The sequence below is a fragment of the Marinifilum sp. N1E240 genome (genome assembly GCF_009295825.1).
GTDB classification, from domain to species: domain Bacteria; phylum Bacteroidota; class Bacteroidia; order Bacteroidales; family Marinifilaceae; genus Marinifilum_A; species Marinifilum_A sediminis.
This window is the reverse complement of sequence record NZ_WHKF01000001.1, coordinates 1,181,313-1,197,309: the sequence shown is the minus strand read 5'-3', so window position 1 is coordinate 1,197,309 and position 15,997 is coordinate 1,181,313. Positions and strand designations below refer to the sequence as shown.

The 15,997-nt window shown below is 34.7% G+C and carries 13 protein-coding genes and 1 pseudogene; all 14 read right to left on the bottom strand.

Annotated elements, in window-relative coordinates; translation table 11 throughout:
* Nucleotides 1–12: 12 nt before the first annotated feature.
* On the bottom strand, nt 13–936 hold the full coding sequence (locus GCQ56_RS04840; RefSeq protein ID WP_152733239.1) for a polysaccharide deacetylase family protein: 924 nt from the start codon (nt 934–936) through the stop codon (nt 13–15).
* Nucleotides 929–2,005, bottom strand: coding sequence for a GNAT family N-acetyltransferase (locus GCQ56_RS04835; RefSeq protein WP_152733238.1), 1,077 nt, complete (start codon nt 2,003–2,005; stop codon nt 929–931). Before GCQ56_RS04835 ends, GCQ56_RS04840 begins: the two co-directional genes overlap by 8 nt.
* Before the next feature lie 66 nt (nt 2,006–2,071).
* Nucleotides 2,072–3,226 carry a GNAT family N-acetyltransferase gene (locus tag GCQ56_RS04830; protein WP_152733237.1) on the bottom strand — a complete coding sequence of 385 codons (1,155 nt, stop codon included), beginning with the start codon at nt 3,224–3,226 and terminating at the stop codon, nt 2,072–2,074.
* 13 nt (nt 3,227–3,239) lie between these two features.
* Complete coding sequence (locus tag GCQ56_RS04825; protein ID WP_152733236.1) at nt 3,240–4,508, bottom strand: O-antigen ligase; 1,269 nt, start codon at nt 4,506–4,508, stop codon at nt 3,240–3,242.
* Nucleotides 4,505–5,464, bottom strand: coding sequence for a hypothetical protein (locus GCQ56_RS04820; protein WP_152733235.1), 960 nt, complete (start codon nt 5,462–5,464; stop codon nt 4,505–4,507). The genes GCQ56_RS04825 and GCQ56_RS04820 overlap by 4 nt, the downstream gene beginning before the upstream one ends.
* Before the next feature lie 4 nt (nt 5,465–5,468).
* Nucleotides 5,469–6,671 (bottom strand): acetyl-CoA carboxylase biotin carboxylase subunit family protein, encoded by a 1,203-nt coding sequence (locus GCQ56_RS04815; protein ID WP_152733234.1) that lies wholly within the window; start codon nt 6,669–6,671, stop codon nt 5,469–5,471.
* A 70-nt stretch (nt 6,672–6,741) separates the two neighbouring features.
* Nucleotides 6,742–7,518 carry a WbqC family protein gene (locus GCQ56_RS04810; RefSeq protein ID WP_152733233.1) on the bottom strand — a complete coding sequence of 259 codons (777 nt, stop codon included), beginning with the start codon at nt 7,516–7,518 and terminating at the stop codon, nt 6,742–6,744.
* An 18-nt stretch (nt 7,519–7,536) separates the two neighbouring features.
* Nucleotides 7,537–8,499: a glycosyltransferase gene (locus GCQ56_RS04805; protein WP_152733232.1), complete on the bottom strand. Its 963-nt coding sequence runs from the start codon at nt 8,497–8,499 to the stop codon at nt 7,537–7,539.
* 5 nt (nt 8,500–8,504) lie between these two features.
* On the bottom strand, nt 8,505–9,686 hold the full coding sequence (locus tag GCQ56_RS04800) for a DegT/DnrJ/EryC1/StrS aminotransferase family protein (protein ID WP_152733231.1): 1,182 nt from the start codon (nt 9,684–9,686) through the stop codon (nt 8,505–8,507).
* Nucleotides 9,665–11,125 carry an MOP flippase family protein gene (locus GCQ56_RS04795; RefSeq protein WP_152733230.1) on the bottom strand — a complete coding sequence of 487 codons (1,461 nt, stop codon included), beginning with the start codon at nt 11,123–11,125 and terminating at the stop codon, nt 9,665–9,667. The genes GCQ56_RS04800 and GCQ56_RS04795 overlap by 22 nt, the downstream gene beginning before the upstream one ends.
* Nucleotides 11,126–11,135: 10 nt before the next feature.
* Complete coding sequence (gene wecB / locus GCQ56_RS04790) at nt 11,136–12,359, bottom strand: non-hydrolyzing UDP-N-acetylglucosamine 2-epimerase (protein ID WP_152733229.1); 1,224 nt, start codon at nt 12,357–12,359, stop codon at nt 11,136–11,138.
* Nucleotides 12,360–12,427: 68 nt separating this feature from the next.
* Nucleotides 12,428–13,714 carry a UDP-N-acetyl-D-mannosamine dehydrogenase gene (gene wecC / locus GCQ56_RS04785; RefSeq protein WP_152733228.1) on the bottom strand — a complete coding sequence of 429 codons (1,287 nt, stop codon included), beginning with the start codon at nt 13,712–13,714 and terminating at the stop codon, nt 12,428–12,430.
* A gap of 18 nt (nt 13,715–13,732) precedes the next feature.
* Nucleotides 13,733–14,257, bottom strand: a complete 525-nt coding sequence (locus tag GCQ56_RS04780) for a UpxY family transcription antiterminator (RefSeq protein WP_152733227.1) — start codon at nt 14,255–14,257, stop codon at nt 13,733–13,735.
* Between the two features lie 734 nt (nt 14,258–14,991).
* Nucleotides 14,992–15,954: pseudogene (locus GCQ56_RS20745) on the bottom strand (phosphate acyltransferase); the annotation flags it as partial.
* Nucleotides 15,955–15,997 lie beyond the last annotated feature (43 nt).

The window sequence follows — 15,997 nt, the reverse complement described above, 5'->3', positions numbered from 1 at the left end:
ATTCAGTTTTACCTACGTTTTTGAAAAATTAATTTTTAATATTCGATATGGACTTCTTATTAGTTTAAAAGGCTGAACAAATCGATGCCAAACTCCTAACATTCGTGCAATATTCTCATAGGTTCCTCCATTCGAATTTATAGACACCCTGGGTATTTGAAATACATCTCCTTCAATTGACAGATTCGGATTGGTTGTGAATGCCATTTTATATCCGCATTCCTTCAATAAATTGATATCTCTTTGATCAAAATCCCCATTGGGATAAGAGAAAGATTGTATTTCTGTATCTAACCATTTTTCCAGTGTTTTCTTAGATTCCCGATATTCAAAATCCAACTCTTCATTTGAACAATTAAGAGTAATTGGATGATGGTAAGTATGAGAACCAATTGTGATTAAAGGATGTTTATTGAAGCTCTTTAGTTCGTTTAAATCAACACACGACCTTTTCAAATCATATTTTGATATGGCGGAATTAATAAGCTGTAATCGTTCCGAATTTGAAATTTTCTTTAAATCTTCAACACTTAAAAAATTTATATTATCAGTCAAAACTGCCGGAGTGTATTCCCACCAAAAATTTCCTGTAACAACTGGCTCTACCGGAATAAAAAAGGAGACTGGGATTTGGTATTTCTCTATTGTCTTAATCAATTTCAAATTCCCTTTCCATCCATCGTCAAAGGAAATAAACACCATTCTCTCCAAAATAGAATAACTTTCCTCTACAATTTCTAAATACTCTTTTTCGGATATAAATTTGAATTGGTAAGCTTTAAGAAATCTTACAATACTTTTAAACAATACTGGAGATGGATTGTGAAAGTAGATTGAAAGCACATGATTGTTAAATCGCTTTAAAGCTGACTTTTTAAAAATCAACAATAGTAAAATACTAATTGCATCTCTTATGTATCTTTTCAGACTAAACATATTCTTGAATCTCTTTAAATTGCTTCGAAACCTGATGATTTGTTTTTACAACTTTATAGTATAAATAAGGTAAAGCCAATAAGGATTTTAAACGATATCGATAATCAAAACACATGTAAAAAGGTGCCGCTCTATCTGTAAACTGAAATTTATAGGCATCCAAACCAACACCAAAAGAAAATTTCTTTTTACCTATTTTAAAACTATTTCGAATGTTACAATCCATGCATTGAACACCAACTCCATAACTTCTATAATCACGATCGAAAGCACAATCAACGGCAATGCGAACATCATCACACTCTATGTTAGCCACATATGCTACAGGCGTTTCGTTAAATTTTGCAAAGAGTACATGCGAAGGAAAATTATCGTACAATTTCAAATGAAAGTTCTCTTTATTTTTATCACCATACACATAATTCTTGCCGTCGATCTCTTTTGATTTTGCAATCTCTTTAATTATCTTAAAATTGGCTTCGTTGATCTCTTCATAAGATAATTTCAAATTGAAACCATCTCTTTCTATTTTTCGAATTGTTCTGCTAAGTTTCTTTCTGAATTTTTTTGCGTAAACATTAAGCGAGAAATCTTCATAAGAATCAAAATCAGCAATTGGAATTACGGGAGCTCCTGAATACCGATACATTTTAAACTTCTGATTTAAAATGGATGTTTTTGGCACATATTTAAAAAAGATGAAATGATAGTTGATCTTTTTTTTAATCCATCGCAATAACTCATCAATAAAGTCAGAATCCAGTTCTTTCATTATAATCAGATCGTGACCGATGCAAGACCATTGCTGACCTAAAAACCCAACAAACTCCAGTTTTATACATTTGCAATATTTTCTTATTAGTTTTATCAAAGGTATTATTGCCACTAATTCTTCTCCTTCGTAGGCTGCAATTATTAATGGTTTCTTTTGAAATCCAATTGTATTGTTTTCAACCTTTTCGAAAACAGAATACCAATCGGAAATCCATTTATATTGATTACTTGGAAAACTTGCCTTGTAATTTATGCTCTCCAATTCTTTTAGTGAGATGGAGCTAAAATGATACATGATAGTTTGATTTTGGGTTAAATTGGGTTTTAGTAATAAGGCTTTTAACCTTCTTGTTTCGATAGACTATAGATCATTAATTGCTATATTCTCTAATTTTATTTTTGTTTCGTTTGCTTTTCTTTTGTGATGATTCCTTCTTTTTTTTCGATTGGCAAATGCTTTATCCATAATCTCCCCAACCATTTTATCTGTTTTCTTCAATCGATAATACATATATGGTAATGCCAATAAAGACTTAAGCCTAAATTTAAAATCAAAACACATAAAAAACTCTTCAATTTTATTACAGTATCTGAATTTATATGAATCAAGACCTAAACCAAAAGAAACCATTTCAGCTCCCTCTTTAAAACTATTGCGAATCACCTCATCAATACAGTGAATTCCTATCCCATATTTACGAAACTTTCTATTAAAAGAGGCATCAATACCAATTCGTTTTCCTTTGAAATCAATCTCGGTAGCATAAGCTACAGGTTTGCCATTAAATCTTATAAAAACCACTTTCGATGGAAACGTTTCGTATACCTTTAAATGAAAATTCTCTTTAGAACTGTTTCCGTATAGAAAGCTTTTTCCATCAACAACCTTAGATTTAGCAATTGCTCTTATATGTTTTAAACTTGATTCATTTATTTCCTCGACCTCCGTAGTCATTTCAAGCTCATTCTTAGAAATACTTCTATAAGTTCTACGCAATTCCTCTCTAAATTTCCTTGAGTATACATTCTTCGAAAAGTCCTCATAATCAACAAAAGAAGAAGCCTTGATATAAGGAGCACCAGCATATCTGTATAACTTATATTTTTGCTTAAAACTTGTTGATTTAGGAAGATATTTAAGAAATAAAAAATGATATGAAATGTTATTTCTTATCCATTTAGTGAGGTCCTTAGTAAAACAATCATCCAATGATTTTAGTTTTATAATGTCATAACCTAAACCAGACCATTGTTGTCCAAGGAATTCTAAAAAATCTAACTTGAAAAACTTAAAATAGGTACGAGTTAATTTTAAAAGAGGCACTATAGCAACCAGTCTTGTTCCCTCGTGAACTGTAATTATATAAGGCTTTTTGGAATACCCAATAATATTGTCTTCAACCTTACTGAATGTATTGTACCAGTTAGATATCCAATTGGTTTGAATTCCAGGAAAACTTCCCTGATATTCAATCCGCTCTAAATCTCTTATGGTTATTAAGCTAAATCCGTACATATATTCACAATAATTAGCGACGATAAACAGGTTGACAGGTCTTTATCTTTTCATAAACATCAGACTTTTTTCGGTAATCGATAAAGCGATTTACCCTACTCTCGATTACAGATATTCCAATGTAAATAGAGAGGAAAACATCTACTAAAAAATAATTGGCTTGTTGTGTTGCCAGACAAGATAAAAACATAAAAAACAGAGCAACCGTTAACTGGTTGTGAGAACTCTCAGAACCAGCAATCGAATTATAAATGGTAAGTAAAAACAGGATATATAGGAGAAATCCTAAAATTCCATTATCAACTAAAGTTTGGATAAATCCATTATGTGCAAACAATGGCATTCCATCTTTTTGCTCGTATCGGCGCATCGATTCTTCCATGCCCATACCTACTAAATAAGTCACAAAATTACTTTCGTACAAATTCTCCAAATAGATTTGTGCAATTTGTAATCGACCTGAACCAACTGTTTCATAAGCCGATTTATCCTCCTGTCCGGCTCTGTCATCCATTACCCTTCGTCTGAAGCCTTCATTCGTCTGAAAAAGAAATACCAAACCAGCGAATAATAAAGCTCCTGCAATTGCAATCTTACCTAAATTTCGAAATGAAACTTTTCTGATAAAAAGAACTAATATGCCTACAACAAACATCAGCCAACCAGTTCGGGTATAAGTTTTAAATAGAAAAAAAACCCCAAGAAGCAGGATAGGAATCATGATTAAATTAACTCGTAAGTTCCCTCTTTTCTTCACGATTAAGTCCAACACAATAATAGATGCGACTGCTAACACTGCAGATGTATAATGTGGAGCTCCCAAAATTCCTATTAATCCATCTAAACGTGTATCTTCCATCCATAACATGGTTGTGCTAGCTGGTGCTGAAAACACACCCAAATAATAGGGCAGATTACTCAAAATGAAAAATGCAGCCATAAACACTGGTACAAGTCGCAAATTTTTTAGAGCCTTTGCACTATTAATGTTCAAATAAATCCAATGAACAAATAATGGAATGGTTAAATATTTGGTAAAGTTGATTATTGAATCGATAGGAAATTTAAAAAAGGCAACATGTACCAAATTCTTCGCCGCAAACAGATAACCTAATACTAAAAAAGCATGTTTTGTTTCCTGTCCAACCACCCTTGATATCAGGAATAAGAGTAAGGGCATTTTCCACAGGTAAGCCAATTCCTGACCTCCAATGGTAAAGCTTTTCAAATAAAAAGCCACAAAAAAGATTAAAAACCAAATTCCGATTTCTACATATCTCATTCAGCAACAGTTTTTAAAAGAACATTGCAAATTCTATCCATATCTAAAAGACCATATCTCTGATCTACTGGAAGTGGAAGTAGATATTTTGCCAGTTTATATTCCGTACTTTCGGGTTTACATTCCTGCAAAACATTAGACCAATAACTGGCAACAAATATCTTTTGTCGAATAAGTTCATCTCTTAACAACTCATTCTCAATGTAAATTGGATAAACCATTGGTCCATCAATTTCAGCATCGTTAAAGGTCAATTTATTTAATGACTTTAGTTTTAAATGTAAATATTGAAAGTTTCTATTTCTTCGGTTCTTTGCTGAAGTATAATTGATTCCAGCCAGTATTTTCTGCGTAAACTCGGACATTAATCTAATTTCTTTTCCACACAAATACTCCTCATTCTTTAGGAATGCAGGATATCCATCATTGGCACCATTCTCAAGTCTTCTTAGCAGATGTTCACTGCGTTTCCATGATATTTCCTGTTCAAAATCCATAAAAGTATTACAGTCTGTACTTAAATAAGCACCATCAGCAACACCGAAAAATTTACGAGCCGAATAAAATGTATCTACATCTTTTAAGGGAGGTTCGAAAAACGCCTGCGAATTATCAACTATTAAATTGTTTACTCTCTTACTAATGTTTGAAATGTATTTGCCTTTCATTCCAAAATAATTGACTATCAGAATGCATTCATCATCTTTTATTTCAAGAATGTGTTGTGGTTCCAAATCCTTTGTAATCAAATATTTTTCATATTCAATATCCAATTTCAAAATCGGTTCCATAATAGCATGGCAGCTGTATTTAGGTAGATAAATTTTCCGGTAATTTCTCGCTCTTAGAATATACTCCAGACAGTTTCGACCCGTATTAAAACGAATTAAATTAGAATACAATTCTGATTCAAATCGATTCTCCAATTCAAAATATCCACCAATTGCTTTACCCATTCTTCTATTCCAGTTCAACAGCTATTAATTCCTCTATTTTGTCCATCATTTTGTTTCGGACATTCAAATTGGGAAATTCTAATAAGCCTACTCCAACCGTACAATTCGATCCATTAAACTTATAAACATCACCACCCTCTTTAACCATTAACCTAATATCAAGAACATATTGAGAAATGGAATCATCCAATTTTACAGATTTGAATTTGCCATCCTTATTGGAGTGGATCACATAACTTGTATAAAACTTCTCAATATTCTTACGATTCAATATTTTAGGCTCTACTTCCATACTCGCATCAACACTCATTTTTATCATGTCTACATTACTGGCGCACTTAATGATATCGGGTATGCAATTGCCTCCGTTCCTAGCACCAATTTCAATCAGATAAATTTCATCTTTCTCATCAACAATCACTTCGATATTAAAACCTCCAAATTTTATCTTAAGAAGATCTATGGCTCTCTGCAGTTCCGATTTAATTTTATCATGAATAAAATCAGGCAAAAGCGAGGGATAATTAATACTGGAGGGAACAAAAGGATTGATGGCAACATCATTTCGCTGATCACCCAAGTAGTAAGCAATAATTTTCCCATTGTGCACAAAAATATCTCCATCGAGCTGAGGATACTTTTTCTCAATAAACTCTTCAACGATAAACCTATTTGAACGGGAGAATTGAGTGGCATGAGTAATTGCCTTATCCATTTCCCAAAAATCGTTTACCGCACTTATTCCTTTGCTTCCACTCGAATCAACAGGTTTTACAATTACCGGATAGGTAAACTGTGAACTTGAACTGGAAAAATCTTTTAAAGTATTAAACCCGCCATACCATGGTGTATTAAATTTATTCAATCTCAAAAAAGATCTGTACAAATCTTTCTCTGATAATGTCTTAACCGATTTATAGGGATTCCCTGGCAATCCCATTTTTTCAGCAACAAAAGCTGCTGTTGGTGCTGCAGGATCGGATGCATAGGCTAAAATTCCATCAATTTCTAATTTGCGGGCAAGTTTTAAAACCAACTGCAAATCAGTAGTACTTACATTATGATATTCATCGGAATATTTATGTCCAGGATTATCAGGACAATAATCGCAAGTAATTACATGGTAGCCTTCTGACTTTGCATATTTTATGCAAGGTATTTGAAAACTACTAGCTCCCAACATGAGTAACTTTTTCTTTTCTTGCATAACTATTGATTTTTCTAATACAATTAAATTGTATCTATAGGTTGATTTGGGAAATTAATATTTCAGGGTACTACAAAAAATCATACTCCTTCAAAAAATTCAACACCGTATGCTTGTCGTTATACATTAGTACATCAATAATAGATAGATAGGGTACAAATTCCTTAGAAGATTGCCTGTACTTTATGTTGCCTGATTTCAGAAAATACAAATCAACTCCCTGATTTTTAAAATATTCCTTCTGGTAAATTTCTTTTCCTCCAATTGGATTGACATATTTTTTATACCCCAACTGTTTTGTAATATCGATTAAACGATCTGCTTTGTCAATTCCAGCATTTTGAGGAAAACTTACCGATGATTTCCTCCATAGAACTGTTTTCCCAATATATTCAAACACTGCTAAAACAGACTGAATTCCCATATCGCCAATATTTTGATAATCTCTTTCAAAAGTATCAATCAATAGGTTGATTACTTCATTATAAAACGGAGCTTTTGAGTAGGCAGATTCCAGTTGAAGGAATAATTTTCTTCTATAATTATCATCGATGGCAGGAACAATCTCATTGATCTTTTTATTCTGACTTGCTTTCTCTACAGGAATTGTAAAAAGAAAATCTCGATCATTTAATAAAATCCTATTTCGATTTACCCAGCCTCTTTTTATGTAATTCACATCGTCATAAAACACAATTTCGGTAGATGCTTCAATCAGCTGAAAATACCCAATATAAGGAAATAAGTAAGGTTGCATAATCGACAAACAGGTCCCAACTTCCTCTGTTGATTTTTCATGATTACGATCAATTACACTTATTTCCGATTTCTGATTGGCATTCCGCATTGCTTTCTAATAAACTGGTTAAACGATAGTTTTAAGTTTTTTTCTTGATGAATACACAAAGCAATAAAGAGCATCAAACACTTTGAATTGTGATAACAAACGATAAGGTAACTCGACGCTTTCCGATTTTTCTTTATAGTATTTGTTGCATTCTTCTCTCAATTGTTCATCCTTCAAAAAAATGGCAAATTTCAAAAGTTCTCTGTGGTACATTTTAGATATGAACGGAAGCAATTCCTTCCTGTTAAATTTGTCTATATAATGTTTCTTTATGCCATATCTGTCTTTAAAAAAATAATAATCCCCATTCCAATCTAAACCGTGCGTTGCCGAATCGGAATGTATACGATAGGTAATCGTATCATCTTTCAAATAGTGAATTTTTGTCATCGATGCTACTTCCAACCAGAGCGGATAATCTCCCATTCTCCATACGTTTCTTTTAATCTGTTCCTCAGCACGAATCTTTTGCAAAATTTTATTTCTCATACATACCGATGCAGTTGCAACATGATTTCCTCTTATCAGTTGATCTAAAATATGTCCTGTAGGTAACATTTCGTCACCACGAAAACTTTTAGATACCTTATCTCCCTTTACAATGGAAAAATTGGTATGAACCATTCCATAATCAGGATTGGCTTCTAAAAAGTCGATTTGCTTTTGCAGCTTATATGGATCTGTCCAGTAATCATCTCCCTCACAAAAAGTTACATACTTCCCTCTACAAGCCATATCGGTACGATGATCATTTTCACTTGCTCCAACATTTTTTTCACTTGTAATTACTCGAATAATATCAGGGTATCGCTTTGCGTATTCCTGAATTACTTCCATTGTATTATCCGTACTGCAATCTTCACCAATAATAAACTCAAAAGAGAAATTGGTTTTCTGATTTACAATCCCCTTAATACACTGAGCAATGTATTTTCCATGATTGTATGTTATGGTTTTTACGCTTACAAGAGGCTTATCCATAGGATCTATTTTTTAGGCAATTTGTTCTTCTTCTCGTAGGAGTGAAGAATTTTAATAGGTACTTTCTTTCCATCGGGTTGCGACATATATGAGATTATAGAAATAATCAAATCGACTACATCATCAGGCAAATCAGGATACAAAGGCAGGCAAATAATTTGACGGGAAATCTCATGTGCAATATCCAATCCTTTTGCCGAAGGCAAACCTCTATAAGCTGCAAACTCGCTTATTAATGGATAGAAATATCGGCGCGCAAAGATATCCTGCGATTTTAACTCTTCATATATTTCATCACGAGTTCTTCCAAATTCCAAATCATCAATAAACACCGGGAAATAGGAATAATTGTAATCCACTCCTATCGGTTCATCCAGGAAACGCAAACCCGGAATATCTTTCAAACCTTTCTTATACCGATCTGTAATGTGCTTTCTGCCATCAATAACCGTATCGAAATACTTTAATTGCAGAAGACCATAAGCTGCCTGTAATTCATTCATTTTAGCATTAATACCAGGAGCAACAACTGTGGTTTCATTGGCAATTCCAAAATTCTTCAGGTAATCAATTCTTTTCTTGGTTTTAATATCATGACTGATAATTGCTCCACCCTCTATGGTGTTGAACACTTTAGTGGCATGAAAGCTAACAATTGACAAATCACCATAATTTAAAACACTGGATCCGTTCAATCGAACACCAAAAGCATGGGCTGCATCATAAATAACCTTTAAGCCATAAATATCTGCCAAATTCTGAATGCTGTCAACATCACAAGGATTACCGTAAACATGAACAGGCAAAATTGCTGTTGTTTGTGGAGTTATTGCAGCTTCAATTCTTGCTGGATCCAGATTGCAATAATCTGGTTCAATGTCAACAAATACAGGCTTTATTCCATTCCACCACAAAGAATGTGTAGTAGCCACAAAACTATATGGTGTGGTAATCACCTCTCCCTTAATTCGCAAACACTGCAAAGCTGCCATCAAAGCCAATGTTCCATTCGCAAATAAAGAGACATATGGAACGCCCAAATAACTAGCCAAAGCTTTTTCAAATTCCTGATGATATTTCCCATTATTAGTTAGCCACCTACTATCCCAAATATCTGCTAACAGCGGAATAAACTCATTTAAAGGTGGTAGTTGTGGTCTGGTTACTAATATTTTGCGTTTTTCCATCTTCGTGTAGGTATTAGTTCTTTAAGAATTGATATCCCATCGCTAACTGCTTCTTGTTTCGTTGCAAAAGCCAATAGTAAGTAGGTTCCGATACCACTAAGTATCTGATATGAGAGAGCTAAAATTTGATTCTGGATTAACCAACCTAAACTCATTACAGCAGCCGTAACAATTGTAATGTAAAAGGTCTGACTAACATCCTTAAGTTGGTCTGATATGGTGTAGGAAATTAATTTTCCAGTATAAAATGCATTGATAAAAAAGCTAATGAACGAGGTGAATATTTGCCCTACAACCAAACCTATAATTCCCCATTTTAATCCTATAACAATGGCAAGAACTACTATTGCTTTTTTTATTATTTCCAGATACAAAAACAGATCCGATCTGCCTTTTACCTTTAGGATATTAAGATTGGAGGAATGCAATGTGTAAATCATACCTGCAATACACAGCAATTGAAAATATGGCACCGATGGTTCCCACTTGTCTCCTAAAACAACAACTAATAAAGGATCTGCCATAATAGCCAGACCAATCATTAAAGGGAAATTGACAAAAACCAATAGCTTGATCAACTTTCGAAAGCCCAACCTTAATTTTTCATTTTCGTTCTGTATTTTCGAAAAGGCAGGAAAAGTAACATTACCAACTACCTGAGCCAATGTCGCTACTGGAACCTGCTGAAACTTTTTTGCCTGATCGTAAAATCCTAAGGCTGTTGCCGAAAACATTCTTCCTATCACCAAAAGATAAATGTTCTCGAAGGTTTGACTGATTAAACCAGACAAAAGCAATTTGGATCCAAAATTGAATAATCCTTTAAACGATTTAATGGAAAAAACCATTGAAGGTCTCCATGTACTTTTTACCCAAAACAGTATAGATCGAAAAAAATAAATTCCAATTACCTGTGCAGCAAGTGCCCAAACTCCGAAATTTAATAGAGCCAATACAATTCCTAAAGCAGCTGATAACAAATTCGCAATAACAACTACCTGAGCAATGGCTTTAAAATTCATCTCAATTTTGAACTTCACAAACTGTATCAGTCCAAAAGAATTGACAACTAAAATCAAACAAACAACTCTTGTCAATTGAACCAATTCCGGCGATCTGAAAAAATCAGCAATCAGCGGAGCGGTAAAAAACAATATCAAATACAGAACAACTCCTATACTAATATTGAAAAAGAATACCGTTGAGTAATCCGTTTGATTGGCATCCTTTTTTTGAATTAAAGCATTGTCGAAACCACTGTCGATAAAGGCTTGTGAAATGGCTATAAAAATGGCAAGCATTCCCAGCAAACCAAAATCCCGAGGATCCAATAGTCTGGCTAGAACAATTTGAGAAATTAGCAGAATAAACTGACTACCAAACTTTTCAATAAAGCTCCAGAAAACTCCTCGTATGGTTTGGCTCTTTAGTTCCGACATTCTTTATCGTCTATGCAACAACTCGCTCACGAACCGAGGATGTTTTTTTCAACTCTTGTACAATACGGATGCAAGCTTTCCCATCACCGTATGGATTGATGGCTTGAGCCATTTTCCTATAGGTAACCTCTTCACTAAAAAGCAGGTCCACAGCTTCAATTATTTTTTGTGAATCGGTTCCAACCAATTTCACTGTACCTGCTGTTAATGCCTCAGGACGCTCAGTTGTATCCCGCATTACCAAAACAGGTTTACCAAGGAATGGTGCTTCTTCCTGTATGCCTCCCGAATCTGTCAAAATCAAGTGAGAAAGATCCATTAAGTATACAAATGGCAAATAATCAATCGGATCGATAAGGAAAATGTTTTGATTTTCTCTGTCTCCATTTAAGGAAGTATTGCCTAAAATTTCGTAAACTGGCTTTTGAACATTTGGGTTCAAATGAACAGGATATACAAAATCAACATCAGGATGTTTCTCTGCCAAAAATTTAATCGACTCACATATATTTAAAAATCCTCTTCCAAAATTTTCACGTCTATGCCCTGTAATCAGTACCATTTTTCTGGTTCGATAAACCCATTCTGCTACCTTTCCCGTAGGAATTCCTTTAGCTTGCAAGACATTTACAATATCCATTACCACACGCGACGATCGATGTATTTTTGTTAAGGTAAGCTGTAGCGCATCAATTACAGTATTTCCGGTAACAAAAATTCTGTTTTTACTTATTCCTTCATCCATTAAGTTCTTTTGAGCCATAATGGTTGGTGCAAAATGCCACTGAGCCAATCTTCCAGTAATTTGTCTGTTCGCCTCTTCAGGCCATGGAGAATATAAATTATGAGTTCGCAAACCTGCCTCGATATGAGCCACTGGAATTTGCTGATAATAAGCGGCTAAAGCAGTAGCCGATGATGTTGTTGTATCGCCATGAACCAGAACCAAATCAGGATTTGCAATTTTAAACACATCACGCATACCTAACATTACTCTACTGGTAATGTCATATAAATCCTGACCAGATTTCATAATTTGTAAATCGTATTCAGGTATTATTTCGAATAAGTTCAATACCTGATCTAGCATTTCTCTGTGCTGACCAGTAACGCAAACTATTGTTTCAAAATTTTCAGGGAATTTCTGAAATTCCTTAACTAAAGGTGCCATTTTAATCGCTTCAGGTCGGGTTCCAAACACCAATAAAACCCTATATTTTCCATTAACACTCATAAGTCAAAAGATTTAAATTGTAAATTTTCTTTCGTAGTAACACTAATTCCTGTGTTCTACAGTAGTAGTCATGATCTATTTTTCTGTGTATTGTTCACTCTTCGTTCTACCTCTATGAGTACTTCTTCAGGAAGCTCCTCCTGATAACGAGTCACACCACAAAAATCAAGGGTTACCTTTTCTTTCGAAAAAGGAAGAATTTTAAATTCATCGTGAGCCACCAGATAAATTACCATATCAGCTTCTTCAAAAGCCTGTTTGTAATTTGTCAAAGCATACAGCTCATGTTCATTAATATTCGGCTCTACAACCAAAATTCCTTCTTGATTGCTTTGCACTACTTTTTGAGTGATGTATTTAGCCGGGGATTCACGCAAATCATCAATATTGGGCTTAAATGCCATGCCCATCAATGCTATTTTAGCATCATATCCATTATCAATTTTAAATTGTAAGCGTGCATTTTTTATCTTTTCAACACACCAGAATGCTTTGTAATTATTAATTTCTCGTGCCTTTCCAATAATTTGACTTTCCAAAGGATATTCAGAAACTATAAAATACGGATCTACAGCAATACAATGTCCTCCAACTCCACTACCAGGAGTTAAAATATTTACCCTAGGATGTCGATTGGCCAATTCTATCAATTCCCAAACGTTAATTTCTGCTTTATCGCAGATAATTGATAACTCATTAGCAAAGGCAATTTGTACATCTCTCGAAGAATTCTCAACCAACTTGCACATTTCAGCCGTTCTTGAGTTGGTTTCATGTAGCTGACCTCTTACAAAAGTTCTGAAAAATTCACACGCTACTTTAGTCGACTCCTCATTTACACCTCCAATTACTCTATCGTTGTGTTCCAATTCGTAAATAATATTACCTGGCAACACACGTTCAGGACAATAAGCAATATGCAGTTGATCTTTTAATTCTGGACGTTTTAGGTAAATCAAATCACGAACTTTCTCAGTTGTTCCAACCGGTGAAGTCGATTCAATAATAAATAAATCACCTGCTTTTAATAAAGGAATTGCTGAGTTGGTAGCCTCCAAAACATAGGAAATATCAGGCTCATGATTGCCTTTAAAGGGAGTAGGAACTGCAATAGTATATACATCAGCTTCCATTGGTTCGGTATGTGCCGACAATAAATTGTCTTCAACAACACGCTTTACAAGCTTGTCTAAATCAGGCTCTACAATAATAATTCGTCCTTGATTTACAGCTTCAACAACTTTCGGATTTACATCTACACCATTCACACGAATCCCACTATTTGCTATAAGTGAGGCCGTAGGAAGTCCGATATACCCCAATCCAATTGTGGTAACTACTTCAAATTGCTTCATAAAATTATCTGGATAAACTTAAAAGACGGATTGAACTTGTTTGATTTTGTCCATTGAAATATCAGTATAAACACAAGTTCCCAAAGAATCGAATCGAATGACAATTCTATTCTTTCCCCTTATTTGCATGATCTCACCTTGGATTCCCTTTAAAGGACCTCCAACCACTTCAACCAGTTCTCCTTTTTCCAGATTCTCATGACTGAGATCTACTTTTCGATTTTCGTCGGCAAGGAAAAGTTGAAGCGCCTGAATTTGGTCTTCAGGTATAGGCACAGCTTTGCCACCAAAAGTTACATACCGAACCGCGTAATTTGAATTCATTACGTCGTAGTACTCTCTTTCGCTGACTCTAACAAACAAGTACGATCGTAGTAGAGGTTCTTCAACCCATTTACTTCGATCACTCCACTGACGGAGCTCTTTCTTTAACGGAAGGTAGCACTCAATATTTTTTGAGCACAATTCTTTGTACAGCCTCTTTTCGGCACGCGACTTTGTATAAATCGCGTGCCAGAAATAAGGCCTCTGTAAGCCTCGCATGGTTGATTGAGTTAAGGTTTATACTAGTGAATGAAAGGACTGCAAGAAAAATGGATTAGGTTGATGGGTGGTTGATGCCCGATTAAACCATTTTTCAAGGTGTATCGTTATCTATTTTATAGGGTATCGGCATAGCTTCGCTTCCTCGGTCACAGAAAATGCTTCTGCCGATATTCTTTAAACATTTCCTAACAAGAAAAGTTTAACACTTCTCATGTGTGTGCTGATAGTTCTATTTGGGTAGCAATTCAATTTATATATGGATGCTTTTATCTATCCATAAACACCGAAAAATGCAGGGCAAACTTTTTTAGCATTTTCTAAACGGTAAATAAAATTTCGGGACATTTCCTCAATTGAGCAAATTTGATTGCCTATTACTTAGACTGAATCTAATTTATTTTGGTGAGAGGACTCTCTTAGCTGATCAAACCACACTTTATCCTGATTACCAATAGATAAGAAAAATTAAACACTTCACTTTTGTTTATTTTATTTTAAATCACTTTTCAAAGGAATATCCATAAAACCCTTAACCACTATGGGTTACAACTAGCAATCTATAATTATTATAGATGATCAAGGCATTGAATTTCTCCTTTAAATAATGATAATTATTGATGAAAATATCTAATCGCAATTTCATTTAGGAATTCTGCCCTAAACCTAAAAAACCCGTCAGGAAAATAAATCCCGACAGGTTCAATTCAAATTCACCTTCTTTAAAAAAACACTTACTGTGCATCAACCACAGCTATAGTGACCATATTTACAATTTCGCGAACCGAACTCTCCAGAGGCACAATATGTATCGATTTATTCATACCCAATAGGATTGGACCAATCGCCTCGGCACCACCAATTTCCTGCATCATTTTGTATGCAATATTACCACTACTCAAATTCGGGAAAATAATTGTATTCACCTTTCGCCAACCTAATTTTGAGAATGGGAACATTTTAGTTCGAAGTTCGGCATTCAAAGCAAAATTCATTTGAATATCTCCATCAACAATTAAATCAGGCTGCTCGTGATGAAGAATCTCTACAGCTTTTTGAACACGACAAGGACTTCCCTCTCGTATGGATCCGAAGTTGGAATAGGAGACCATGGCAATTACCGGCTCAATATTAAATTTTCGAACCGCCTCAGCTGTAAGTAAAGTTGTATCTACCAAAGTTTGAGCATCAGGACGAGGATTTACTGTGGTATCCGAAAAGAAAATTGGTCCCTGCTTGGTCATCAGCAAATACATACCCGCAATGTGATTGATATCAGACTTGATACCTACAGTTTGAATAGCCGGACGAATGGTATCGGCATATTTTGAAGTTGATCCACTAATAAAAGCATCGGCTTCACCCGTTTCAACCATCATGGCACCAAAAAAGTTTCGATTGGTCATTTTATCCACCGCCTCGGTATAGGTTAAGCCCTTTCGATTCCGCTTGCGAAACAATATTTTCGCATACTCTTCCCGTCTTTTTCTCTCCTCAATAGCTCTCCAATTTATAATTGGTACACCTTCCAAATCCAAATCATTCTCTTTAATCAATTTATTGATATGCTCTGGATTACCCAATAAAATAGGTCTTGCGATGCCTTCGTGTAATACTGTTTGTGCTGCCTTTAGCACTTTAAAATTAGCTCCTTCAGCAAATACTACACGCTTAGGATTGCGTTTGGCTTTATCCGTTAATGCCCGCAACAATTTGTTGTCGCGTCCCATGCGTTTCTCC